Below are 25558 nucleotides of genomic sequence, written 5' to 3' on the forward strand. Positions count from 1 at the left end.
AAAGCCGGCTATTTTACGCACAAACCGGGCGAGGCAGTAGGGCATTCCGATAAAGACTTCAACGGAATCAGTACCCCGCCAAGCAGCACAATTTGCTCTAAAAAGCGGGATTTGTGCCAGGAAACGCTTCCTATACTGCGACATAAGGCCACATTACCGCAGCCATCGGTTTCCTGGCCTCGGGCCGCTTGCGCTCCACGTGGGGGGCGATTGGCAACACGCAGAGGAGTGACCGGCATGATTCATCACGTTGTAGGGCTGTTTACCCATCCCGACCAGGAGTGGCGGGAGATTCGCGGTGAAGAAGAATCCATCAGCCACATGTACCTGACCCACACGCTGATCCTGGCGGCGATCCCCGCCATCTCGGCGTTCATCGGCACCACCCAGGTGGGCTGGGTGATCGGCGACCGCCCGGCGGTGATGCTAACGATGGAAAGTGCGCTATGGATGAGCATCATGTCGTACCTGGCGATGCTCGCCGGGGTGGCGGTGATGGGTGCCTTCATCCACTGGATGGCGCGCACCTACGATGCCAACCCGAGCATGGCGCAGTGCATCGCCTTCGCCACCTACACCGCCACACCCCTGTTCATTGGTGGGCTGGCGGCGCTGTACCCGCACTTGTGGCTGGGCATGCTGATCGGTACCGCGGCGATCTGCTACACGGTGTACCTGCTGTACGTGGGGCTGCCGACGTTCATGAACATTCCGTCCGACGAGGGTTTCCTGTTCTCGAGTTCGGTGCTGGCGGTGGGCCTGGTGGTCCTGGTGGCGATCATGGCTGCCACGGTGATCATCTGGGGACTGGGCGTGGGGCCCGTCTACACCAACTAGCAACACAACATCATTAGATCCAAACCGACACTGGAGCATCACCCGAGGCCGCCGCAAGGCGGCTTCGTTTCGTCTGCTGACCGGTGGCTCGGCAGGCCGTTCATGCTTGCGGCATAATGCCCGGCCAGGAGAACCACCCCGCCATGCCCGAGCAGCTCAAGCAACGCGTCGAAACCTGTTACCAGCAAGCCGAAGCCTTCTTCAAACGCCCCTTCCCCCGCCCTGAAGTCAGCTTCAAGCTGCGCGGGCAGAAGGCCGGCGTCGCCCACCTGCACGAGAACCTGCTGCGCTTCAACCTGCAGCTGTACCGCGAGAACCAGGAAGACTTCCTGCGCCAGACCGTGGCCCACGAAGTGGCACACCTGGTGGCCCACCAACTGTTCGGCGACCGTATCCAAGCCCATGGTGAAGAGTGGCAGCTGATCATGCGTGGGGTGTATGAACTGCCGCCGAACCGTTGCCACAACTACGAAGTGCAGCGGCGGCTGGCGACGCGCTACATCTACCGTTGCCCGTGCCCGCAGAGCGACTTCCCGTTTACCGCGCAACGGCACAAGCTGGTGCGCCAGGGGCGACGCTACCTGTGCCGGCGGTGCCGGGAGATATTGGTGTACAGCGGCGAGACCCGCGTCGAGTAAACGCAGGCGGCGGGGGTTGTTTGTAGGAGCGGCCTTGTGCCGCGAAAGGGCTGCAAAGCGGCCCCGGCTGGCGTTACATCAACACTGAATTGCTGGGGCTACCATGCAGCCCTTTCGCGGCACAAGGCCGCTCCTACAGAGACGGCGCAAACCCCGATGACAAAGCACAAAAAAGGCGACCCGAGGGTCGCCTTCTTCATTTCAAGCAGCGATCAACGCGCCGGGCCTTCAGCCACGCCCAGGTCGTCGGTCGGGCGGGTGTCGATCAGTGGCGAACCACCAGACTCCAGCTCCGATTGCAGCTTGTCGGTGTCCAGCTCCTTGACCCACTTGGCCACGACCACGGTGGCCACGGCGTTGCCGATCAGGTTGGTCAGGGCACGGGCTTCGGACATGAAGCGGTCGATACCCAGGATCAGCGCCAGGCCGGCAACCGGCAGGTGGCCCACGGCGGACAGGGTTGCGGCCAGGACGATGAAGCCCGAACCGGTGACGCCCGCGGCACCCTTGGAGGCCACCAGCAGCACCAGCAGCAGGGTGATCTGGTGGGTGATGTCCATGGTGGTGTCGGTGGCCTGGGCGATGAACACCGCGGCCATGGTCAGGTAGATCGAGGTGCCGTCGAGGTTGAACGAGTAGCCGGTCGGGATCACCAGGCCCACCACCGATTTCTTCGCGCCCAGGCGCTCCATCTTGGCCAGCATGCGCGGCAGGGCCGACTCGGAGGACGAGGTGCCGAGCACGATCAGCAGTTCTTCACGGATGTAGCGGATCAGCTTGAGGACGCTGAAGCCGTGGGCGCGGCAGATGCCACCCAGCACCACCAGCACGAACAGCACGCAGGTGATGTAGAAGCAGGCCATCAGGTAGCCCAGCTGCACCAGCGAACCCACGCCGTACTGGCCGATGGTGAAGGCCATGGCACCGAAGGCACCGATCGGGGCCAGCTTCATGATCATGTTGATGATGTTGAACATCACATGGGCGAAGCGGTCGATCAGGTCCAGCACCGGCTTGCCGTAGCTGCCCAGGCGGTGCAGGGCGAAGCCGAACAGCACCGAGAACATCAGCACCTGCAGGATGTCGCCGTTGGCGAAGGCACCCACCACGGTGTTGGGGATGACGTTGAGCAGGAAGCCGACGGTGGTCTGCTGCGCGCCGGCCGAGGCATAGGCGGCCACGCTGCTGGCGTTGAGGGTGCTGACGTCGACGTGCATGCCGGCGCCCGGCTGAACCACGTTGACCACGACCAGGCCGATGATCAGGGCGACGGTGGAGACGATCTCGAAGTACAGCAGCGCGTAGCCGCCGGTCTTGCCGACCGACTTCATGCTCTGCATGCCAGCGATGCCGCTGACCACGGTACAGAAGATGATCGGGGCGATGACCATCTTGATCAGTTTGACGAAGCCGTCACCCAGCGGTTTCAGGGCGACGCCGGTCTCCGGGTAGTAGTGGCCGAGCAGGATACCGATGGTGATCGCGACGATCACCTGGACATACAGCGATTTGTACAGCGGCTGACGAGTCGTCATGGCTTGTTAATCCTCAAGTGGGCCGGCGCATCCTTCCCAGGATGACGGGGCACCTGAATCGCGAACCCTCCTGTACCCGGAGGGATTTGTCGTTGTGGGCGAGGGCCTGGCTGGGCCTCTGCCAGGTGAATAGCAAGGGCGATGCCAAAGTGCCCGCTTGAGGTGCGAGGGCAATGTTTACGGGGGATATGTGCCCCGAGACGGGGCGAAAAAGCAGGTAGGAAATGGCGGATTTCCGCCCGATGGCGGAAATCGTACAAGGCAGGTTGGCGGGAATCCGCCCGATAGCCTGAAGGGCCTCTTCGCCGGCAAGCCGGCTCCCACAGGAACTACGCCGATCGCAACTGCCTTGCAGCGCTTTATTGTAGGAGCGGCCTTGCCGGGGGCCGGACCGGCCGGAAAGGGGTGCGCAGCGCCCCCAGGATCTCGAGTATGCCCAAGATCGCCGGGGCCGCTTGCGGCCCTTTCCGAACGGTCCGGCGCCCCGGCAAGGCCGCTCCTACAGAGACCGCGCAAGATGTGGGAGCTTGCCGGCGATTGGGCCGGTGCATTCACTCCAGGTGGAAGACGATCCGGAACGCCGCCCCGCCCAAGGGCGAATCACCCAGGCTCAGTTCGGCGTCATAGCTGTCGATGATGTCCTTGACCACCGCCAGCCCAATACCCTGCCCTGGATGCTGGCTATCCAGCCGTTCACCGCGCTCAAGGATGCGCTCGCGCTGGTCGGGCGGCACGCCGGGGCCATCGTCCTCGACGCACAGCTCCAACAGCCCCGGGGTCTCGAGCAGGCTCACCCGCACCTGCCCCAGGCACAGCCGATAGGCGTTCTCCAGCAAGTTGCCGAGCAGTTCGAGCAAGGCGCCCTGCTCCATCGGCACCCGGGCCTGGCCGGGCACCTGCAAGCTCACCTCGACGCGCTTGTCGCGATAAACCTTGGCCAGGGTGCTGCACAGGCTGTCGAGCAGCGGTTCGAGCTGCACCTGATGGCGCACCAGGCCGCTCTTGCGCAGGCTGGCGCGTTGCAACTGATAGTCGACCTGCTGGCTCATGCGTTCGATCTGGCTTTGCAGCACCCGCCCCTGCTCCGGCGCCTGCTTGCCCTGGGCCATGTCTTCACCAACCCCCTGCAAGACCGCCAGCGGGGTCTTGAGACTGTGCGCCAGGTCATCGAGCGAGTCGCGATAGCGCTGGCGCTGCTCGCGTTCGCTGCGCAGCAGGCGGTTGAGCGAGCCGGTCAGGCGCAGCAGCTCGCGCGGGTGTTCACGGCTCAGCCCATCGCGCGCACCGGCCTCGACTTCGTCGAGCTCGACGCTGAGCCGGCGCAATGAGCGCAGCCCCCAGGTCAGGCCGGCCCAAAGCAACGCCAGCAACGCCAACAGCGCGGCACCGAAGCCCAGGTAGAGCTTTTCGCGCAGGCCGTCGAGGGTGTGCTGGTACTCGCTCACCGGCTGCAAGGCGACGATGCTGAACGCCGCGCTCTTGCCCCCCAGCAGCTTGACCTCGACGTCATAGACGAAGAACTCGTCGCCATCACCCTGCTGGATGCGCGCGAATTCGTTGCCGCGCCCGTCGTAGCGCGGCTGGTAGTTGATGTTCTGGTTGCGGGTGGCCCGCGACTGCCAGACCAGCTTGCCCTGGCGGTCGAAGATATAGCCGAGCAGGCCGGTGTAGGGCAGGTTGAAGCGCTCGTCGGGCAGCAGCGCCGGCATCTGCAGCTGGCCGCGCTCGATGCGCGCAGCGGAAATCAGGGTGGTCACGTCCGAGGCCAGGCGCTGCTCGATGGACTCCTGCAAGGCCAGGCTGAAGGCCTTCTGCAACGCCGGCAACAGCGCCAGCATGAACAGCAGCGCCAGCAACGCCGCCGCCAGCATCAGGCGCACGCGCAGCGAGCGGATCATCGGCAGCGCTCGGTGAACAGGTAGCCCAGGCCACGTACCGTGTCGATTGGCTTGAAGCCGTGAGCGCCCTCGAGCTTGCGCCGCAGGCGGCCGACCAGCACCTCGATGACGTTGGGGTCGCGCTCTTCGTCGTCTGGATAGAGCTGCTCCATCAGCCGGTCCTTGGCCACCACTTGCTGGTGATGGCGCATGAGGTATTCGAGGATGCGGTACTCGTAGGCGGTGAGCGCCAGCGGCGCGTCGTCCAGGGTGGCCTGCTTGCGGTTGAGGTCGAGCACCAGGGGGCCGGCGGCGATGGTCGATTGGGTGAAGCCGCTGGAGCGACGCAGCAAGGCGTTGAGACGCGCCTCCAACTCTTCGAACTGGAAGGGTTTGACCACGTAGTCGTCGGCCCCGGCGGCCAGGCCCTCGACCTTGTCCTGCCAGTTGCCACGGGCGGTAAGGATGAGGATCGGGAAGGTCTGGCCGAGGCTGCGCAGCTGGCGGATCAGGTCAAGCCCGCTCATGCCCGGCAAGCCCAGGTCGATGATCGCCAGGTCGTGGTTGTACTGCTCGGCCTGGTACAGCGCCTCTTCGGCGTTGGCCACCGCCTGCACCACATGGCCGCCTTCGCCCAGGCGGGTGAACAGGTGGTGACGCAGCAGCGCCTCGTCCTCGACCACCAGCAATTTCATGTGGATCTCCTTTTTCGGGTTGCCTCTATGGGCACTATCGCGGGGCAAGCCCGCTGCCACAGGTGTTTGTGGCAGCGGGTTTGCCCCGCGATAGTGCCCGTACAGGATAACAGCGGCCTCAGAACTTGTAGTTGGCCGCCAGGTAGGTCTGGGCGCTGCTGTCCAGGCGCAGGGTACCGCTCTTTGCGCCGCCGTGGGGCGACAGCTCGGTGGCGGCGTTGCTGCGCAGGTAGCGGTAGCCCAGCTCTACCGAGGTATTGTCGGTGACCTGTTGCAGCACGCCGGCCTGCAGGCCGATGGCGTAGCCGGTGTCGGTGTCGCGGCTGTAGCCGGAGGACTCCTGGGACAGCTTGGTCACACCGATCGAGCCACCGCCGAACAGCTTGGTGGTGTCGCCCACCGGCAGGAACAGGTCGTAGCTGCCCAGCAGGTTTTCCTGGCGCAGCTTGAGGCCGCTGTGGTCGCCGGAGACGTTGTCGTAGGTGAGGTAGTAGCGGCCCTGGTCGTTCATCTTGCCCACGCGCACGCCCCAGGTACCGTCCTTGGCGATGATGCCGTCGGTGTTGAGGTGGTCGGTGTTGCTTTGCAGCAGGCCGGACTTGCGCACTTTGTCGCTGGTCTGGCCGTAAGTCAGGCTGGCGAAGGTGTCGTCGGCCTGGGCGGTGGTGGTCAGGCCAGCGGCGCAAACGGCCATGGCGGCGATGAGGGTATTGAGGGTTTTCATGGTTCAGGTACTCCCGTTGGATGCGTTGTTACTGTCTGGGGGCTAGAGTAGGGAGGTCGCCCTGAACGACCGCTGAACCCAGCCTGAACTGCGGCTGAACGAAGTACCCAACGCCGAAGAAGGAGCTTTGCCCATGCGTTCCCTGCTTGCCCTGGCCCTGCTGTGCAGTACCGCCCTCGCCCAGGCGGCGGTGCAGACCCGTGAAATCCCCTACCAGGACGCCGACGGCAAGCGCTACGTCGGCTATTTCGCCTACGACGACGCGATCGAGGGCAAGCGCCCCGGCATCGTGGTGGTGCATGAGTGGTGGGGGCTGAACGACTACGCCAAGCGCCGCGCACGTGACTTTGCAGCGCTGGGCTACAACGCCCTGGCCATCGACATGTACGGTGACGGCAAGAACACCGAGCACCCGCAGGATGCCCAGGCGTTCATGGCGGCGGCGATGAAGGACCCGCAAGCGGCGGCCCGGCGCTTCGATGCAGGCCTTGAGCTGCTGAAGCTGCAACCGAACACCAACAAGCACCAGTTGGCAGCCGTGGGCTACTGTTTCGGCGGCAAGGTGGTGCTCGATGCCGCGCGCCGGGGCGAGAAGCTCGATGGCGTGGTGAGCTTCCATGGCGCGCTGGCGACGCAAACACCCGCCAAGCCTGGCATCGTCCGGGCGAAGATCCTGGTGGAGCATGGCGAGGCCGACAGCATGGTCACGCCGGAGCAGGTGGCGGCGTTCAAGGCGGAAATGGATGCGGCCAAGGTCGACTACAAGTTCGTCGGGATTCCAGGGGCCAAGCATGGGTTCACCAACCCCGACGCCGACCGGTTGAGCCATGGCGGGCATGGCGGGCCGGATATCGGCTATGACAAGGCGGCGGATGAAAGCTCGTGGAAGGACATGCAGGCGTTCCTCAAGACCGCGTTCGATTGAGGATTGCCGGGGCCGCTTTGCGGCCCATCGCCGGCAAGCCGGCTCCTACATCTTGCGCGGTCTCTGTAGGAGTGGCCTTGTGCCGCGAATGGGCCGCAGAGCGGCCCCAGCGATTTTGGGAGTACTCGAGATCTTGGGGGCGCTGCGCACCCCTTTCGCGGCACAAGGCCGCTCCTACAGGAACTGCGCGGTCTTTGTAGGAGCGGCCTTGCCGGGGCGCCGGACCGGCCGGAAAGGGCTGCACAGCAGCCCCAGCAATTACAGCTCCACCGCCCACCCAACGGCTGGCACAATACCCGCCATGAACAGACTCCCCACCTGCTGCGCCCCGCTCCAGCACCACTGGCCCCTGCCCCGCCCGCTGCCCGGCGCGGTGCTGGTCAGTTGCGCCTTCGACCCGAAAAAGCTCGCCGCCGACGACTTCCAGCGCGCCGGCATCGAACACAGCGCCAGCCTGCAACGCTCGGTGGCCAAGCGCCAGGCCGAGTACCTGGCCGGCCGGGTGTGCGCCCGCGACGCCCTGCAACGCCTGGACGGCCGCGACTACGTGCCCGCCACCCACGAAGACCGCTCGCCCATCTGGCCTGCCGGCATCCACGGCTCGATCACCCATGGCCAGGGCTGGGCCGCGGCCGTGGTGGCCGCCGACGGCGCCTGCCAGGGCCTGGGGCTGGATCAGGAAACCCTGCTCAGTGACGAGCGCGCCGAGCGCCTGGCCGGCGAGATCCTCACCCCCGCCGAACTCGAACGCCTGGATCGCCGCCAGCAGGCCCTGGTCGTGACCTTGACCTTCTCGCTCAAGGAAAGCCTGTTCAAGACGCTCTACCCGCTGACCAGGCAGCGCTTCTACTTCGAGCACGCCGAAGTGCTGCAATGGTCGGCCGATGGCCATGCCCGCCTGCGCCTGCTCACCGACCTGTCGGCGCAGTGGCGCCACGGCGTCGAGCTCGATGGCCAGTTCTGCCTGCAGGATGGCCACCTGCTCAGTTTGATCAGCGTTTAGTCGCCTGGCTGCTCGCGCGGCCAGCTCAGGCTGAAACACGCCCCGCCCAGCTGCTCGCTGCGCCCGACCAGGGCGCGGCCGCCGTGCCAGTAGATGATCCGCCGCACGATCGACAACCCCAGCCCGTGGCCGCCCGACGCGCGCGTGCGGCTGTCGTCGAGGCGGGTGAAGGGCGTGAAGATACGGTCCCACACCCCTTCCGGAATGCCCGGGCCGTCGTCTTCCACATCGATGCGGCAGCGCTGCTGGCCCAGCTCATAGCTCAGGCGCACTTCGGCTTCGGCATGGCGCATGGCATTGCGCACCAAGTTTTGCAAGGCCCGGTGCAGGTAGCGCGGCTCGGCCTCGACCCAGGCGCCGCCACCGTCCAGCCCATGGCACTCGCCGCGCAGCACCCGCACGTCGGCCCGTAGCGGCGCCAACTCATCGATTACCCGCGCCAGCAGCTCGTCCAGGTCCACGGCCTGGAAGTTCAGGGCTGGCGCCCCCTGCTCCAGGCGGGCGTAGGTGAGCATCTCGTCGACCAGCTTGTCCAGGTCCTGGATATCGCCGTCCATCCCGGCCAGGTGCTTGGCGCGGGCCTGCTCGGTGCTGGCGCTCTCGATCATCTCCAGGCCGAAGCGCAGGCGCGCCACCGGCGTACGCAGCTCGTGGGACACCGCGCGCACCAGCTCGCGCTGCATGGTCAGCGAGCGTTGCAGGTGCTCGGCCATGCCGTTGAAGGCTTCGGCCAGGCGCCCCACCGAGTCGGCGTCGCCCGCCGGCACGCGGGTGTCGAGGCTGCCCTGGGCAATGCGCGTGGCGGCCACCTCCAGGCCCGACAGGCGCCGCTCGAGCTGGCGCACCAGCAGGTACACCACCAGGCCGATCAGGCACAGCCCAAGGAAGGCGATAAGGATCAGCAACTGCGGTGGATACGGGTTGAGCTGGTACAGCGGGCCGATCTCCAGCACCCAGGGCGAGCCGGTCAGGCCCGCGAACACCCGGATCGAATCGCCATCCCGGCCCAGGGCCATCACCGTGTCGCCCTCCTCCACCCGCCGGCGCTGGTCGTCGTCCAGCGCCGCGCGCTCGATGCGCTGCAGGGCGACATCGAAGCCAAAGCCCTTGCTCTGGCGGATCTGCGCCAGGCGGTTCTGCTGCTCGGTCACGGGGTAGCGCACCAGCTCGTCGGCCAGCAGGTAAAGGGTGGCGCGGGCCAACTGCTCGCTGATCTGCTTGACCTCGGCCACCAGCAGCTGGTCTTCACGCCCGATCCGGCGCAGCACCCGGGCCGCGTGCGGGCCAGTCTTCTCCACCACCACCAGGTCGCGGTACAGCCGCGCACGCTGGCCACCGTCGAGGGTGAACGCGGTCATCGGGCGTACGTCCAGCGGCACCCCCAGCAGGCGCTCCCAGATCACCAGCGAGCGCTGGCGCTCCACCGCGTTCTGCTGCGCCAGGTTGTCGGCCATCAGGCTGAAGGTGCCCTGGGCCAGGCGCTCACGGTGCTGGCCGGCACGCACCTCGTTGAGCAGGTGCAGGCTGAGCACACCGAGCACGGCCACCAGCACCAGCACGGCGAGCATGCCGCCGTAGATGCGCAGGAAGATCGAATTCATGGGGCCTCGCCGACGAACAGGTAGCCCTTGCTGCGCAGGGTCTTGATCAGCCGCGGGGTGATCGGGTCGTCGCCGATCTTGGGGCGGATCTTGGAAATGCGCACATCGATGGAGCGGTCCTGGCCGTCGTAACCGACCCCGCGCAGCGAGGTAAAGATTTCTTCGCGGGACAATACCCGCCCGGCGTTGCTGGCCAGCAGCCACAGCAGGTCGAACTCGGCGCCGGTCAGGTCGATGAGCTGCCCGGCCAGCCGAGCCTCGCGCAGGCGGTTGTCGATATGCAGCGGGCCGAAGGCCAGCTCCTGCCGGCGTTCGGGGGCTTCGCTACGGCGCAGCAGGGCGTTGATGCGCGCCAGCAGCAGGCGTGGGCGCACGGGCTTGCACACATAATCGTCGGCGCCCTGGTCGAGCCCCTGCACCTGGTCGAGCTCGTCGCTGCGGGCGGTGAGCATGAGGATGGGGCCGGCGTACTGGCCGCGCACCCGCCGGCAGATGCTCAGGCCATCCTCGCCGGGCAGCATCAGGTCGAGGATCACCAGGTCCGGCTGGCTGTCGATGATGCGCCGCGCGGCGCGGCCACCGTCGCCCTCCACTGCCACTTCGAAGCCGTTGGCCTGCAGGTACTCGGCGGTGAGCTCGGCGAGGCGCTGGTCGTCCTCGACGATGAGGATGCGGTTGTTTGGCTGGTCCATGGCCTCTGCCTTTTGATTGTTGTTTTATGGATGCCAGTGCCGGCCTCTTCGCGGGTAAACCCGCTCCCACAGAACCCGAGCAGTACCTGTGGGAGCGGGTTTACCCGCGAAAGGGCCGGCACAGGCAACCTGATCCCGTGATTCGCGTGATGATTCCCGTTCATCAACAAGCAACATCGCCCCCGGATACTACGTCCCGCCCCCACCCCTGCCAACCTCATCACAAGCCTCTGGACTGAAGCGGTTTTTGTGATAGGGTTCGCGCCCGCAAAATTCTGCGCGGGGGCACGGCAGCGCTAAAAAATAGTGCAAACCTCTTGGGACAAGGCCTACAACCGATACCCACGAATCACTCACAAAGTACCCACAAGTTATCCACAGGCGCCCGCCTTGCAAAGCCCCCCAGACCGCATTATCTTGTATCCCCATCGCAGCGAACCACTAGATGTTGGGGTTTGCGCAAAATCACAAACACAAGTCAGCAGGCAAATTCAAGCGAATTTTCTGGCTGAACTTAACGTGATTTCATGAGCCAAACCGCTCCTGCGGAGGCGACCGAGGCAACGCCGCTGACGGCCTTGTTCGGGTATGAGTGTTGCAGGCAAGGCCGCGCACTCATCAGCAACAGATTTTGGGCACGGCCCAGAACCTTTGACTTCGGCCAGGGAGCGGCAGGTTATTGCCCTTATTCCTGAGTCTGTCCCGAAGTCGGTGAGCCCGAGCGGGCGCATGCGCGTGCATGCCGCCGCCCGCACAGGCCCACCAGGCTAGTGGATGGAACGGTGGGCGCTGAACAGGCGCCTGAACAATATAGAAACTGTGGAGACACCCACCCATGCAAACCGACACAACTCGCGAGAACCCGCAGGCCAAGGCGCCGCTGGCCGATTCCAACCAGGATCTGGCCGCCACCGCCCCGGGCCAACTGCGCGTGATCAAGCGCAACGGCACTGTCGTCCCCTACACCGACGACAAGATCACCGTGGCCATCACCAAGGCGTTCCTCGCAGTTGAAGGCGGCACCGCCGCCGCCTCGTCGCGCATCCACGACACCGTCGCGCGCCTGACCGAGCAGGTCACCGCCACGTTCAAGCGTCGCATGCCATCGGGTGGCACCATCCACATCGAAGAAATCCAGGACCAGGTCGAACTGGCCCTGATGCGCGCCGGCGAGCAGAAAGTCGCCCGCGACTACGTGATCTACCGCGACCAGCGCGCCAAAGAGCGCGCCACCCGCGCCAACACCGGCGCCGTGGTCGAGCCGCACCCAAGCATCCGCATCACCCTGGCCGACGGCAGCCTGGCGCCGCTGGACATGGCGCGCCTGAACACCATCATCAGCGAAGCCTGCGAAGGCCTGGCCGAAGTCGATGGCGAGCTGATCCAGCGCGAAACCCTGAAGAACCTGTACGACGGCGTGGCCATCAAGGACGTCAACACCGCCCTGGTGATGACCTCGCGCACCCTGGTGGAGCGTGAGCCGAACTACTCGTTCGTCACCGCCCGCCTGCTGATGGACACCCTGCGCGCCGAAGGCCTGGGCTTCTTGGATGTGGCCGACAGCGCCACCCACCACGAGATGGCCGACCTGTACGCCAAGGCCCTGCCGGCCTACGTGGCCAAAGGTATCGAGTTCGAACTGCTCAACCCGGCCCTGGCCGACTTCGACCTGGAAAAACTGGGCAAGGCGATCAACCACGAGCGCGACCAGCAGTTCACCTACCTGGGCCTGCAGACCCTCTACGACCGCTACTTCATCCACAAGGATGGCGTGCGCTTCGAACTGCCGCAGGTGTTCTTCATGCGTGTGGCCATGGGCCTGGCGCTGGAAGAGAAAGACAAAGAAGCCCGTGCGATCGAGTTCTACAACCTGTTGTCGTCGTTCGACTACATGGCCTCGACCCCAACCCTGTTCAACGCCGGCACCCTGCGCCCGCAACTGTCCAGCTGCTACCTGACCACCGTGCCGGATGACCTGTCGGGCATCTACCACGCGATCCACGACAACGCCATGCTGTCGAAATTCGCTGGTGGCCTGGGCAACGACTGGACCCCGGTGCGCGCCCTGGGTTCGTACATCAAGGGCACCAACGGCAAGTCGCAAGGCGTCGTGCCGTTCCTCAAAGTGGTCAACGACACCGCCGTTGCCGTGAACCAGGGTGGCAAGCGCAAAGGCGCCGTGTGTGCCTACCTGGAAACCTGGCACCTGGACATCGAAGAGTTCATCGAGCTGCGCAAGAACACCGGTGATGACCGTCGTCGTACCCACGACATGAACACCGCCAACTGGATCCCTGACCTGTTCATGAAGCGCGTCTTCGATGACGGCAAGTGGACCCTGTTCTCGCCAAGCGAAGTGCCTGATCTGCACGACCTGACCGGCAAGGCCTTCGAAGAGCGCTACGAGTACTACGAAGCCCTGACCGAGTACAACAAGATCAAGGTGTTCAAGACCATCCAGGCCAAAGACCTGTGGCGCAAGATGCTGTCGATGCTGTTCGAGACCGGCCACCCATGGCTGACCTTCAAGGACCCGTGCAACCTGCGCAGCCCGCAGCAGCACGTGGGCGTGGTCCACAGCTCGAACCTGTGCACCGAGATCACCCTGAACACCAACAAGGACGAGATCGCGGTCTGCAACCTGGGCTCGATCAACCTGCCGAACCACATCGTCGATGGCAAGCTGGACACCGCCAAGCTGCAACGCACCGTGAACACCGCCGTGCGCATGCTCGACAACGTGATCGACATCAACTACTACTCGGTGCCGCAAGCGCGTAACTCGAACTTCAAGCACCGCCCGGTCGGCCTGGGCATCATGGGCTTCCAGGACGCGCTGTACCTGCAGCACATTCCGTACGGTTCGGATGCCGCAGTAGAGTTCGCCGACAAGTCGATGGAAGCGGTCAGCTACTTCGCGATCCAGGCTTCCTGCGACCTGGCCGACGAGCGCGGCGCCTACGAGACCTTCCAGGGTTCGCTGTGGTCCAAGGGCATCCTGCCGCTGGATTCGCAACAGATCCTGATCGAAGCCCGTGGCCAGAAGTACATCGACGTCGACCTGACCGAAAGCCTGGACTGGGCACCGGTGCGTGCTCGCGTACAAAAAGGTATTCGTAACTCGAACATCATGGCCATCGCGCCGACCGCGACCATCGCCAACATCACTGGCGTGTCGCAGTCCATCGAGCCGACCTACCAGAACCTGTACGTGAAATCGAACCTGTCGGGCGAATTCACCGTGATCAACCCGTACCTGGTGCGCGACCTGAAGGCCCGCGACCTGTGGGACTCGGTGATGATCAACGACCTGAAGTACTACGACGGTTCGGTGCAGCAGATCGAGCGCATCCCGCAGGAGCTCAAAGACCTGTACGCCACCGCGTTCGAAGTCGAGACCAAGTGGATCGTCGATGCCGCCTCGCGTCGCCAGAAGTGGATCGACCAGGCCCAGTCGCTGAACCTGTACATTGCTGGCGCTTCGGGCAAGAAGCTGGACGTGACCTACCGCATGGCCTGGTACCGTGGTCTGAAGACCACCTACTACCTCCGTGCCCTGGCCGCGACCAGCACCGAGAAGTCGACCATCAACACCGGCAAGCTCAACGCCGTGTCGAGCGGCGGCGACAGCGCCCCGGTCCAGGCCGCAGGCCCTGCCCCGGTACCGAAGGCTTGCGCCATCGACGAGCCGGATTGCGAAGCCTGCCAGTAAGGCTTGGCTGAGGCTTCCCCCGGGAAGCCTCTTTTCCGTGTAGCCACACGGAACCCTGTGGGAGCGGGTTTACCCGCGAAGCGGCCAACACCGCCCTTCAGCCAGACATAAAAAGCCGCAGCCCACCGCTGCGGCCAGCCCTCAAAGGGCATCCAGATTTGCGTGCACCGCACCGCAACCAAGATCCACCGGCCATACTCAAGATGGCCCTCAAGCAGGAGAACTCACCATGCTGAGCTGGGACGAATTCGATAAAGAAGACGGCGAAGTAGCCGCCAAGGGCAACACCGGCGCACAAGCCGCCGCAGCCGCCACTCTGGACAAGCTCGACAGCGCCGGCGGTGCCGCCGCCCTGGAAGCCCGCGCCGCCACTGCCTCGGACTCCGACGCCGTCAAGCGCGCCAAGGCTGCCCTGGACGCCCTGGACATCGCCGAAGGCCTGGCCGAGCTGGAAGGCTCCTCGGCCCGCGTCGCTGTTGACGAAAAGCGCATGATCAACTGCCGCGCCGACCTCAACCAGCTGGTACCTTTCAAGTACGACTGGGCCTGGCAGAAGTACCTCGACGGCTGCGCCAACCACTGGATGCCGCAAGAGGTCAACATGACCGCCGACATCGCCCTGTGGAAGAGCATGGACGGCCTGACCGAAGACGAGCGCCGCATCGTGATGCGCAACCTCGGCTTCTTCTCCACCGCCGACTCCCTGGTTGCCAACAACCTGGCCCTGGCCGTGTACCGCCTGATCACCAACCCCGAGTGCCGCCAGTACATCCTGCGCCAGGCCTTCGAAGAGGCGATCCACACCCACGCCTACCAGTACTGCATCGAGTCGCTGGGCATGGATGAAGGCGAGATCTTCAACATGTACCACGAGATCCCATCGGTCGCGAAGAAAGCCGCCTGGGGCCTGAAGTACACCCGCGCCATCTCCGACCCGGAGTTCAACACCGGCACCGTCGAGACCGACAAAGAGCTGCTGCGCAACCTGATCGCCTACTACTGCGTCCTGGAAGGCATCTTCTTCTACTGCGGCTTCACCCAGATCCTGTCCATGGGCCGCCGCAACAAGATGACCGGCGTTGCCGAGCAGTTCCAGTACATCCTGCGTGACGAGTCCATGCACCTGAACTTCGGCATCGACGTGATCAACCAGATCAAGATCGAGAACCCGCACCTGTGGGATGCCGCGATGAAGGAAGAAGCGACCCAGATGATCCTGCAAGGGACTCAGCTGGAGATCGAATACGCCCGTGACACCATGCCACGCGGCGTGCTGGGGATGAACGCAGCGATGATGGAGGATTACCTCAAGTTCATTGCCAACCGTCGTTTGACCCAGATTGGGTTGAAGGAAGAGTATCCGGGGACTACTAACCCGTTCCCATGGATGAGCGAGATTATGGACTTGAAGAAGGAGAAGAACTTCTTTGAGACTCGCGTGATTGAGTATCAGACTGGTGGTGCTCTGAGCTGGGACTGATTTGTCCGGCTACTCCAGGAAGGCTGCCCTCGGGCAGCCTTTTTTGTTGCGTGTTCAAACCGTGCACCTCAAGGTGTTCCCTGATGGCTACCAAATGTTCGTCGGCATTTTTGCAGCGCCTATGAGATCGAGCGGCGCATCGCGGCACAAGGCCGCTCCTACATCTGTTTCGGGCCAATTACGCCTGGACCATTACCGCTGTCCGCCTTGTTGGCATGACGCGATATCGCGGTGGGCGTTGCAGTCGTCCCGCACTACGTGAGACATGCACCAAAGCAGGCGCCGCCTCTCTCACAGGATTGCCGCAGCCGAAACAGATGTAGGAGCGGCCTTGTGCCGCGATGCGCCGCGCGGGCGGCGCTCGATCTGATAGGCGCCAAAAGGCTTTCGGCGAACACTTGGTGGCCCTCACGCTATAGCACTCAAAATGCCCCTCAAACATCAGATATCAAATCAAGAAACACCCTACAGATTTGCCGCTGTTTAACCCCGGCAAACCACGCTAGTTTCTCCAAGCGCTAAGAACGCTCACGCGGCGGAATCCCGTTCCCGTTAGAAACGGCTCTCCTGATTCTGGATAGCCCATCATGGACAACCACTACTCCTCCACCCTCTTCACCCGCCACAACCGCCCCCTCCACACTCTCTGGCTCGAATCCCAAGCCTGGTTCTGCGCCCACGAACTCGGCCGGATGACCGGGCGCTTCTTCGACGAACACTGCATCCGCAAGCTCGACCCGGACCAGCATCGCACCGTGCAACTGCTGCGCTACGGCCAGTACAGCGAGACCACCCTGGTCAGCGAGTCCGGGGCCTATACCCTGCTGGCCCATCACCATATTCCGGAGAACCGCCACCTGCGCCACTGGCTAACCCATGAGGTGGTGGCGGTGCTGCGCGATGGGCAGGACTCGGCGCTTCACGACCTGCCGCGCCTGGGCAGGATGTGCTGGCCGGGTGGGCAGACGGCGAGTTTGCTGTATTGGCAAAGCGAGCCTTGGGTACGGATGCGGGATATGCCGGTGGTGATGGCGGCGGAAGTGCCTTTGGCCGTGGCGGCTAAGCGCAAGCTGAGCTGGAAGGAATGTGCGCAGCGGGCGTTGCGGTTGCATGGGGTTGGGGATTGACGAGCCCTGTGCCGTATTGGGGCCGCTCTGCGGCCCTTCGCGGGTAAACCCGCTCCCACAGAAATCAGTGATGGCAGTAAGAGGGCTTGCCCTCGCCACAAAGGGCATCGGTGTGCCGGACTGGAACATGCCAGTCACGTGGTCGAGGGCAAGACCGTAGATGAGTATAGAGCGGGACTTGGATCACGCCACGGGTGTTCGGTCGACCGCAGCGAAAAACGAAGAAGGTGGGTCCCTCGCAGTGTCATGCAAGTAAGGCAACGCACTCATTGATTCAAGTTTGATTCGCGCCCTTGCCCGGTACTGGTTTGTTTGCTTCTGATGCGCTGGCGCTTGGCCCCCTGCTCATAACGCTGCAGATCGGCAAGGCTGTCGAGCTTGGGCAGAAACAGGCTTTCAAGCTCCTTGGCCCGCCCCAGCACCATGGCGACCCGCACCAGGTTCTCGAACCCCACATTACGCCCGGCTTCCAAGTTCGACACCGTATTGGTAGCGATACCTGCGCGCCCAGCTACCTCCGCTTGCGTCATCTGCTGAGCAAGCCGCTCGGTGCGCAAGCGCTCGCATAGACGCCTGACGATCTCGCTGGGCTTAGTGAGACTTAAATCCAACATGACGTGGCTTAACCTCATAAAAACGACTTAAGCCACAAAATTATAGGCCTAAAGATAATCAACTCAAATCAGCAAAACAACCGTCTACGGCCTTGGTAAACATTCATTGCTCGAAAAGCACAAAGCCCGGAATCCTGGGCATTGGAACTGAAAACAATCCAGTAAGCCCAGAATTCCAGGCATTAGCGACTTCCCTTCAGCGCTTGGCAATTACCAACAATCGCGAATGCACTCACGCCTCGCCGCGATACCGCTCAGCCACCAGGGACTGGCGCAGATCCCCCATCAACATCTGCCGCGCACCGTCCAGCGCCGCCCAACGCTCGGCATGCTGCAACGGCGGAATGGTGATCCCCTCACGCCGGTCATAACCCACCAGCGCGGCATCGACCAGATCCTCCACCTCCATCACTTCAGGCAGCGAATCGATATCCAGCCCGGAGCGCGACCAGATCTCGGTGCGGGTTGCCGCCGGCAGCACGGCCTGCACGTAGACGCCCTTTGGCCCCAGCTCCAGCGCCAGCCCCTGGGACAGGAACTGCACGAACGCCTTGGTAGCGCCATACACCGTCATGCCCAGCTCCGGCGCCAGCCCCACCACCGAACCGATATTGACGATCGCACCACTGCCCTGCTCGGCCAGGCGCGGCGCGACGGCGGCCGCCAGGCGGGTGACGGCGGTGACGTTCAGGCCGATCAGGCGTTCGAGGCTTTCGCCGTTCTGCCCGAGGAAGCCGCCCGACTGGCCTTGGCCTGCGTTGTTGATCAATACACCGATGCGGCCATCTTCACGCAGACGGGCTTCGACCCGGGCTAGATCGTCTTCCTGGGTCAGATCGGCGACCAGCACTTCGACTGCGACGCTGAACTGCTCATGCAGGCGATCGGCCAGGGCCTCCAGCCGGGCCTGATCGCGGGCGACCAGCACCAGGTCGTGGCCGCGCTGGGCGAAGCGTTCAGCATAGGTGGCGCCGATGCCGCTGGAGGCGCCGGTGACAAGAACAGTAGGCAAGGCACTCATGGGTAGATCCTCAAGTTTGGGGGTGTCTGCCATTATGATTACGATCATAATCTAACCATGTCAACGTTTTGATGATGAACGACATCAATGTATGATGAGCCTCACCACCCCGGTGCAGGAGTCGCCCGCCATGAAAGTCACCAAGGCACAAGCCCAAGCCAACCGCGCGCACATTGTCGAGACGGCCTCTGCGCTGTTTCGCGAGCGGGGGTATGACGGAGTTGGGGTGGCCGACCTGATGGCCGCTGCCGGTTTTACCCATGGCGGGTTCTACAAGCACTTTGGCTCCAAGGCCGATCTTATGGCCGAAGCGGCGGCCTGTGGCCTGGCCAGCAGCACGGCACGCAGCGAAGGGGTCGATCTGGCGCAGTACCTAGATCGGTATCTGTCGCGCGAACATCGGGACAACCCTGCCGCAGGCTGCACCCTGGCGGCACTGAGCAGCGACGCGGCGCGCCAGCCCGATGCGGTCAAGGCGGTGTTTGCCGAAGGCTTGGAACAGTTGTTGGAGACGCTGCAAGCGGCTGATGGGCCAGCCGATGCTGTCGATGAACAGGCTCAGCGTGCCCGGCGCTTGAGCGTGATTGCCACACTCGTGGGCGCCATCACGCTTTCCCGAGCCTGCCCGGATGATTCGGCGTTGGCGGATGAGATTCTTGAGGCTTGCCGGGACCGGCTGCTTCCACCGCAATAACTTTCACTCGGACACTGCCCAGCACTGTGGGGGCAACTGTCTCGCACAGTTTTTGTAGGAGCGGCCTTGTGTCGCGAAAGGGCCGCAAAGCGGCCCCAGCGATCTTGAGGTGTAATCGAGATCCTGGGGGCGCTGCGCACCCCTTTCGCGACACAAGGCCGCTCCTACAGGTATTGCGCCGGGCGTTCCGATTTTGAGCAAGGCAGGTGCTCGCGCAAGCCGCCTCCCGCTGTATTGAAAAATCCCGATTTTCTGTATCTGTCGCCCTCCCCTCCCGCACCCGCACCATCACTTCCGCAGCGTCAGGCCAAGTACCTGCCGCGCACTTGCATGCCAACCCCAACATCATGAGCAACATCGTTTCCACGGATGGAAAGCGCGTTTGTAAATAACCGTAGAACAGGCAAGCGCTACCACCCGGTACTCAACTTCCCTGCTGCCCCGTTATTTCCAAGCCGCCCGGCACCCCGCCGGACGGCCCGCTTCGTTCAGGAAATCTGACAGGGATGCCCCAATGATCAAGCAACTGATAAACGAAAATAACTACATCCAGGTCGATCAGCTGTGCAGTGCCAAAGTGCACTTGAAGATCGAGGGCCTGAACCCGGCCGGCTCCATCAAGCTCAAGACCGCCCATGCGATCGTCGCCGACCTTGAAAGCCGTGGGCTGATCACACCCCGCACGCGGCTGATCGAATCGTCCTCGGGCAACCTTGGTGTGGCCCTGGCGATGGTCTGCGCTGCCAAGGGCTACCAGTTCGTCTGCGTCATTGACCCCAACACCTCGGCACCCAACCGCAAGCTGATCCAGGCCCTGGGCGCCCAGGTGATCGTGGTCGACCAGCGCGATGAGAACGGCGGCTTTCTGTATTCGCGCATCCGCCTGATCGAGCAGATGGTCGCGCAGAACCCCGACTACATCTGGCTCAACCAGTACCAGAACCCGAACAACCCGCTGGCCCACTACAACGCCACTGCACGGGCCATTGCCGAGAAGTTCGGGCAGGTCGACTACCTGTTCGTCGGCGCCGGCACCACCGGCACGCTGATGGGCTGCAAGCGTTATTTCGCCGACCACTCTCCACACACCAAGGTGATCGCGGTGGACTCGGTGGGTTCGGTGACCTTCGGCCTGCCCGGCGGCACCCGCCATATCCCGGGGCTGGGCACCAGCCGCCGCCCGGAAATCTACGAGCCCAGCGATATCCACGCCTTCCTCACCGTGCCCGAGGTGCGCACGGTGCAGGTGTGCCGCTGGCTGGCGCAGCGTTACGGGCTGCTGTTCGGTGGCTCCACCGGCACGGTGCTGGCCGGCGTGCAGCAGTGGGCGGCGCAGATCCGCCCGGACGATGTGGTGGTGGCGATCTCCCCGGACATGGGCGAGCGCTACCTCGAAACCCTCTACAGCGACGAGTGGGTCAGCCAGCGGCTGGGCCCCGACGCGTTGCAACCGCTGTTCCCCGAATTCCCTCTGTCACTCACGGCGTAACCAGTCATGACCGCACAAGCTTCGATTCCCCCGTTCCACGTGATCCCCGGCGCCACCGTCAAGGCCATCCTTGGCGGCATGCGCCAGGAAGCCATCGAGGTGGTCGCGCAGACCTACCTCACCCACGAGCGCGGCGAAACCGTCAACCCGGACAGCTACTTCCTGCGCTTCCCCGAAGAGCCGGCCAACCGCATCATTGCCCTGCCGGCAGCCATCGTCGACAAACAAGGCGAGCAGTCGGTGTCGGGCATCAAGTGGATCGCCAGCTACCCCGACAACATCCACTCAGGCATCCCCCGCGCCTCGGCGGTGCTGGTGCTCAACGACCCGCACAGCGGCTACCCCTACGCGCTGCTCGAAGGCGCGCTGATCAGCGCGGTGCGCACCGCAGCTTCGGCGGTGCTGGGCGCCTGGCTGCTCAATGACAAGCAAAAGCGTGCCGGCAGCCTGTCGATCATTGGCGGCGGGGTAATCGCGCGGAACATCCTCGACACCTTCATCGGTGACGACTGGTCGTTCGGCCAGGTCGGCGTGCATGACCTCAACCGCGAGTCGGCCGAGGCACTGGCCGGTTTCGGCGAGCAACTGGGCCTGCCGCAGGTGCAACTGTGGTCGCTGGAAGAGGCGCTCAAGGCCGATATCGTGGTGTTCGCCACCAGCGCCGGCACCCCGTACGTGGTCGGTGACGACACCTTCCGCCCAGGCCAGGTCGTGCTGAACATCTCGCTGCGCGACATCGATGCCGGGATCGTCGCCGGGGCCTACAACTTCTTCGACGACGTCAGCCACTGCCTGAAGGCCAACACCTCGCCGCACCTGGCCGAACAGCGCTTTGGCCACCGCGACTTCGTCACCGGCACCGTGGCGCAGATCCTGCGCGGCGAGCTGCCGGTGAACCGCGACAAGCCGCTGATCTACTCGCCGTTCGGCATGGGCATCCTCGACCTGGCCCTGGGCCGGCGCATCCACGAGGTCGCGCTCGAGCAAGGTTCGGCCATCGAAGTACCGTCATTCTTCGGGGAGGAGCGCAGATGGTGAGCCAAGCCCTGCACATTGGCCTGGTGGGCTGCGGCTCGCGTGGGCTGTCGATCCTCGAGCGGCTGCTGAGCATCGCCGAGGGGCGCCCGGACCAGCCGCTGGTGATCGATATCTTCGACCCCAACGCCTTCGGCACCGGCGCGCACTGGCCGGACCAACCGGACTACCTGCTGCTCAATACCGTGGCCGGCCAGCTGGGGGTGTACCCTGACGCGGCGTCGCTGGGCAGCCTGCACGATGCCCGCGAGCGGTCGGGCCCGGACTTCCTGGCCTGGTGCCAGGCCGAAGGGGTCAAGGTCGACCCCAAGACCGGCCTGGTGGCCACGGAGGGTCGCAGTGTCGAGCCGGAAGATTTCCTCCCGCGCCGGCTGCTCGGCGCGTATCTGGCCGATGCCTTCCTGCGCATCCTCGCCACGGCGCCCGCCTGGGTGAACGTGCGCCTGCACCCGCAGCGGGTGCAGGCCGTGCGCACCGACGCCAATCAGGCCTACGTGCTCGACCTGCCATCAGGCGAGAGCATTACCGTGCAGCGCCTGGTGCTCACCGTCGGCCACACCGGGCGTGAGCGCCCGGTGGAGGAAGACCGGGTCGGCGATATCTACCCGCTGCCGGGCAGCCTCGACAGCATCGCCCCCGGCGAGGCGGTGCTGATCGAAGGCCTGGGGCTGGGCGCCATGGACACCCTGGCGGCGCTCACCGCCGGCCGCGGTGGCGCCTACCACCGCATGGCCGACGCCAGCCATGTGTACTTCCCGTCGGGCAAGGAGCCGATCCTCTACATCCAGTCCCGCGACGGGCTGCCGTTCCGCGCCCGCCCCACGGGCCTGACCCGCGCGCCCCGGCACAAGGCGATCTTCCTCACCAGCACGCGCATTGACCTGCTGCGCCAGCAGGCCCCCGGCGGGCAACTGGACTTCGAACGCGACATCCTGCCGCTGATGCTGCTGGAGATGCGCGCGGCAGCAGTGGCGGTGCTGCATGCCAAGAGCGACCCAGCGCGCCACCGCGAAGTGCTCGAACAACTGCGGGTGGTGAGCCTGCAAAGCCAGGTGGACCTGCACGAAAGCGAGTCGCTGCTGAGCCACTATGAGGCACTGGACGGCAAGATCGACCCGCAGGCGTTGATCCTGCACGCGCTGCCGGACAGCGTGAACGCGCACAACTACCATGCCTGGATCTACGACAGCATCGAGGCCGACCTGCAGGAGGCCCGGGTGGGCCGCGCCGAATCGGCGGTCAAGGCGGCCGTCGAGGTGTGGCGCGACCTGCGTGACCGCCTGCGCGAAGCGGTGGATTTCGACGGCCTGACCGAGGCCTCGCACCGCCAGTTCTATGGCCGCTGGCACAAGGCGATCAACCGCCTGGTGGCCGGCCCGCAAAAGGAACGCCACGCCGACCTGCTGGCCCTGAGCGACGCGGGCCTGCTGACCTTCCTGCCGCCCGGCGCGGTGCCGGCGCACAAGCCGTTCCGGCGGGTGGCCGGTTACGTGCAGGGCAGCGGCATCACCGACAGCGACTGCGCCCCGGTGCGCGACCTGGCCGCGCTCGGCCTGATCCGCCCACGCACCGACGTGCCCGGCATCGATGGCATCGAAGTCGACGCCGCCTGCCACCCGCGCGCGGTGAACGGTGAACCGGTGCGCAACCTGTGGGTGCTCGGGCCGCTGGCCGAAGGCTCCTGCTACTACAACCACTACGTGACCTCGGCCGGCGCACCGTCGCGCCTGTTCATCGACGCCCACAAGGCCGCCGCCGCCATCCTCGACACAGGGACCACCCCATGAAGCTCTACTACCAGACCCACTCGCCCTATGCCCGCAAGGTGCTGGTGATGGCCCACGAGCTCGAGCTCGCCGAGCGCCTGGAGGTGATCCACCACGAGACCAGCCCGACCACCCGCAACGCGACCATCTATGAGGCCAACCCGCTGGGCAAGGTGCCGGTGCTGGTGCTGGATGACGGCGAGGCGCTGTTCGACTCGATCGTGATCTGCGACTACCTCGACACCCTGCACCAGGGGCCAAAGCTGATCCCGGCGCAAGGCCCCGAGCGCTACCAGGCCCTGCGCCTGCAAGCGCTGGCCCAGGGCCTGTGCGATGTCGGCATCAAGTTGCGTTGGGAAACCGAGCGCCGCCCCGAGCACCTGCGCTACCCAGCCTATGGCGAGGGCCAGAAGTACAAGCTGGAGGAGTCCTACCGCTACCTCGAACAGCAGGTCGACCTCGATGGCCCGCTGAATGTCGGACACGTGGCCCTGGGCACCGCGCTGGACTGGATCGTGTTCCGCGAGCTCTCGGACTTTTCCATGCACCCTCGCCTGAACGCCTGGTACCAACGCTTCTGCGACCGCCCCTCGATGCGCGCCACCGAGTACAGCGGTCAGACCCACGATTAAGGAACACAGCACATGGCTGCTCTCTTGTTGCAAATGTCGCCCATTGGCCTGGTGATCGCGCTGATCCTGCTGGTGCGTCGCCCGCCGGTGCAGGCGGCCCTGGCCGGCGTGGCGGTGGTCTTCCTGCTGTGGGGCCTGGGCGCTGCGGCGCCGCTGTCGGCCGCCGCCAGCTCGGCGATCATCAAGGATACGACAATCCTGTTCCTCAGCACCGCCTGTGTGATCGTGCCGGGGCTGGCCTTCGTCATCCTGGTGGAGCGCGGCGGCGCGCCGCAGGCCATCGGTGCCTGGGTGCGCGAACTGGGCTGGAAGCCACCGGCGCAGGTGATCTTCATCGTGCTGGGGCTGGCACCGCTGCTGGAGGCGATGACCGGCTTCGGCGTCTCGCTGATCGCCACTGTGCCGCTGCTGATGGGGCTGTTCTCGCGCCAAGCGGGCATGAAGATCGCCCTGGCCGGTATGGTCATCATGCCCTGGGGCACCCTGGGGCTGGCCACGGTGATCGGCGGCTTGCTTACCCACCTGCCGGCCAACGAGCTGGGCAGCCATTCAGCGCTGATCAGCGCGCCGGTGTTCCTGGTGCTGGCGGGTATCGCCCTGTGGCAGGCCGGGATTCGCAGCGCCCTGCCGTGGCTGGGGCTGTGCCTGGTGTCGCTGCTGTTCAGCGCGGTGCTGTACGGTATCAACCGCTTCGTCGGGCCGGAAGTGTCCGGCGTGCTGGCGGGGCTGACGGTGGCCTGCGTGGGCCTGGTGATTTCGTTCGTGCAGCGCAAGCGCCTGGTGCGCTGGCCGGCGGCGGCCTGGCCGTACCTGGCGCTGCTGGGGGTGATCGTGGCTTCGCGGGCGCTGTTCGTGCTGTCGGGCTGGGATGGCGTGTGGGTGATCAAGGGCGAGCATGTGTCGTGGAAGCCGCTGGCTTCGCCGGGGCTGGCGCTGCTGATCGTCACCGTGCTGATGACCCTGCGCCAGCGGGCTGAGGGTAGCTTCCCGTGGGCGTCGCTGCTCAAGCGCGCCAAGTTCCCGGTGGCGACCATCTTCCTGTTCCTGCTGCTGTCGCAGGTGATGGTCAACGCGGGCTTTTTGGTCGAGGCGCAACGCGCCCTGCAATCGTTGTCGGGGGTGTCGCTGGCACCGACCGTGGCGCTGCTGGCGGGTATCGCGGGCTACGTCACCGGCTCCAACGTGGGCGGCAACACCCTGGTGATGCCATCGATCGCGGCCTTGGGCAGCGACTACGGGCCGTGGCTGGCGGCCATGGTCAACAGCGCCGCCGGGCATGGCGCGCTGGGTTCGCTGTCGATCCTGTCGCTGATCACCGGGCTGGCGGCGGCCAACCGCGATGAGGAGCACGGGCTGATCCGCTTCGCCTTTGGCCTGGTGGCGCTGAACATCGTCATCGTTGCTGCAACCGGGGTGGTTTTACTTTATGTTCTGGGGGGTCATTCCTGAGTCACCAAAGGC

Annotated in this window: 19 protein-coding genes and 1 pseudogene; 12 read left to right on the forward strand and 8 right to left on the reverse strand. The window is 64.7% G+C overall.

Features of this window, described 5'->3' with window-relative positions:
• Positions 1 to 237: 237 nt before the first annotated feature.
• Positions 238 to 837: a Yip1 family protein gene (locus tag IX761_RS10210; RefSeq protein WP_194789472.1), complete on the forward strand. Its 600-nt coding sequence runs from the start codon at positions 238 to 240 to the stop codon at positions 835 to 837.
• A 143-nt stretch (positions 838 to 980) separates the two neighbouring features.
• Positions 981 to 1475, forward strand: a complete 495-nt coding sequence (locus IX761_RS10215; protein WP_194789473.1) for a SprT family zinc-dependent metalloprotease — start codon at positions 981 to 983, stop codon at positions 1473 to 1475.
• A gap of 212 nt (positions 1476 to 1687) precedes the next feature.
• On the opposite strand, the gene IX761_RS10220 is transcribed toward IX761_RS10215, so the two are convergent.
• From IX761_RS10220 to IX761_RS10235, 4 genes are all read right to left on the reverse strand, one after another.
• Positions 1688 to 3010 (reverse strand): dicarboxylate/amino acid:cation symporter, encoded by a 1323-nt coding sequence (locus IX761_RS10220; RefSeq protein WP_194789474.1) that lies wholly within the window; start codon positions 3008 to 3010, stop codon positions 1688 to 1690.
• A gap of 551 nt (positions 3011 to 3561) precedes the next feature.
• Complete coding sequence (locus IX761_RS10225) at positions 3562 to 4908, reverse strand: ATP-binding protein (RefSeq protein WP_194789475.1); 1347 nt, start codon at positions 4906 to 4908, stop codon at positions 3562 to 3564.
• Positions 4905 to 5582, reverse strand: a complete 678-nt coding sequence (locus IX761_RS10230) for a response regulator (protein WP_194789476.1) — start codon at positions 5580 to 5582, stop codon at positions 4905 to 4907. Before IX761_RS10230 ends, IX761_RS10225 begins: the two co-directional genes overlap by 4 nt.
• A gap of 118 nt (positions 5583 to 5700) precedes the next feature.
• The gene (locus IX761_RS10235) at positions 5701 to 6306 is read right to left on the reverse strand and encodes an outer membrane protein (protein WP_194789477.1); all 606 of its coding nucleotides are present in this window, start codon (positions 6304 to 6306) and stop codon (positions 5701 to 5703) included.
• A 133-nt stretch (positions 6307 to 6439) separates the two neighbouring features.
• Between IX761_RS10235 and IX761_RS10240 the strand changes: the two genes are divergently transcribed.
• Both IX761_RS10240 and IX761_RS10245 read left to right on the forward strand, forming a co-directional pair.
• Complete coding sequence (locus tag IX761_RS10240) at positions 6440 to 7231, forward strand: dienelactone hydrolase family protein (RefSeq protein ID WP_194789478.1); 792 nt, start codon at positions 6440 to 6442, stop codon at positions 7229 to 7231.
• A gap of 301 nt (positions 7232 to 7532) precedes the next feature.
• A complete protein-coding gene (locus tag IX761_RS10245) occupies positions 7533 to 8234 on the forward strand; it encodes a 4'-phosphopantetheinyl transferase family protein (RefSeq protein ID WP_194789479.1) in 702 nt (233 codons plus the stop codon).
• Here the strand turns inward: IX761_RS10245 and IX761_RS10250 are convergent.
• Together IX761_RS10250 and IX761_RS10255 are read right to left on the reverse strand one after the other, a co-directional pair.
• Positions 8231 to 9835: an ATP-binding protein gene (locus IX761_RS10250; RefSeq protein WP_194789480.1), complete on the reverse strand. Its 1605-nt coding sequence runs from the start codon at positions 9833 to 9835 to the stop codon at positions 8231 to 8233. The genes IX761_RS10245 and IX761_RS10250 overlap by 4 nt on opposite strands.
• Entirely contained in the window at positions 9832 to 10527 is a 696-nt protein-coding gene (locus IX761_RS10255; protein ID WP_194789481.1) for a response regulator transcription factor, read from the reverse strand. Before IX761_RS10255 ends, IX761_RS10250 begins: the two co-directional genes overlap by 4 nt.
• An 835-nt stretch (positions 10528 to 11362) precedes the next feature.
• Here IX761_RS10255 and IX761_RS10260 point away from each other — a divergent pair.
• The 3 genes from IX761_RS10260 (at position 11363) to IX761_RS10270 (ending at position 16846) form a co-directional block, all read left to right on the forward strand.
• Positions 11363 to 14239 carry a ribonucleoside-diphosphate reductase subunit alpha gene (locus tag IX761_RS10260; protein WP_194789482.1) on the forward strand — a complete coding sequence of 959 codons (2877 nt, stop codon included), beginning with the start codon at positions 11363 to 11365 and terminating at the stop codon, positions 14237 to 14239.
• A gap of 229 nt (positions 14240 to 14468) precedes the next feature.
• Positions 14469 to 15719, forward strand: a complete 1251-nt coding sequence (locus IX761_RS10265; RefSeq protein WP_110993000.1) for a ribonucleotide-diphosphate reductase subunit beta — start codon at positions 14469 to 14471, stop codon at positions 15717 to 15719.
• Between the two features lie 587 nt (positions 15720 to 16306).
• A complete protein-coding gene (locus IX761_RS10270) occupies positions 16307 to 16846 on the forward strand; it encodes a Bro-N domain-containing protein (RefSeq protein ID WP_194789483.1) in 540 nt (179 codons plus the stop codon).
• Between the two features lie 266 nt (positions 16847 to 17112).
• On the opposite strand, the gene IX761_RS10275 is transcribed toward IX761_RS10270, so the two are convergent.
• Together IX761_RS10275 and IX761_RS10280 are read right to left on the reverse strand one after the other, a co-directional pair.
• Complete coding sequence (locus IX761_RS10275; protein ID WP_194789484.1) at positions 17113 to 17460, reverse strand: helix-turn-helix domain-containing protein; 348 nt, start codon at positions 17458 to 17460, stop codon at positions 17113 to 17115.
• Between the two features lie 232 nt (positions 17461 to 17692).
• Complete coding sequence (locus IX761_RS10280; RefSeq protein WP_194789485.1) at positions 17693 to 18481, reverse strand: SDR family NAD(P)-dependent oxidoreductase; 789 nt, start codon at positions 18479 to 18481, stop codon at positions 17693 to 17695.
• 130 nt (positions 18482 to 18611) lie between these two features.
• On the opposite strand from IX761_RS10280, the gene IX761_RS10285 reads away from it, so the two are divergent.
• The 5 genes and pseudogenes from IX761_RS10285 to IX761_RS10305 all read left to right on the forward strand — a co-directional run bounded on the left by IX761_RS10285 (position 18612) and on the right by IX761_RS10305 (position 25546).
• Positions 18612 to 19175, forward strand: a complete 564-nt coding sequence (locus IX761_RS10285) for a TetR/AcrR family transcriptional regulator (protein ID WP_194789486.1) — start codon at positions 18612 to 18614, stop codon at positions 19173 to 19175.
• 514 nt (positions 19176 to 19689) lie between these two features.
• Positions 19690 to 21702, forward strand: a pseudogene (gene sbnA / locus IX761_RS27555) (2,3-diaminopropionate biosynthesis protein SbnA).
• Entirely contained in the window at positions 21696 to 23486 is a 1791-nt protein-coding gene (locus tag IX761_RS10295; protein WP_194789487.1) for an FAD/NAD(P)-binding protein, read from the forward strand. The pseudogene sbnA and the gene IX761_RS10295 overlap by 7 nt, the downstream one beginning before the upstream one ends.
• Entirely contained in the window at positions 23483 to 24097 is a 615-nt protein-coding gene (locus IX761_RS10300; protein ID WP_194789488.1) for a glutathione S-transferase family protein, read from the forward strand. The genes IX761_RS10295 and IX761_RS10300 overlap by 4 nt, the downstream gene beginning before the upstream one ends.
• 12 nt (positions 24098 to 24109) lie before the next feature.
• A complete protein-coding gene (locus tag IX761_RS10305) occupies positions 24110 to 25546 on the forward strand; it encodes an L-lactate permease (protein ID WP_194789489.1) in 1437 nt (478 codons plus the stop codon).
• Positions 25547 to 25558: the final 12 nt, after the last annotated feature.

It is taken from the genome of Pseudomonas sp. UFMG81, from assembly GCF_015354575.1.
Classification (GTDB): Bacteria; Pseudomonadota; Gammaproteobacteria; order Pseudomonadales; family Pseudomonadaceae; genus Aquipseudomonas.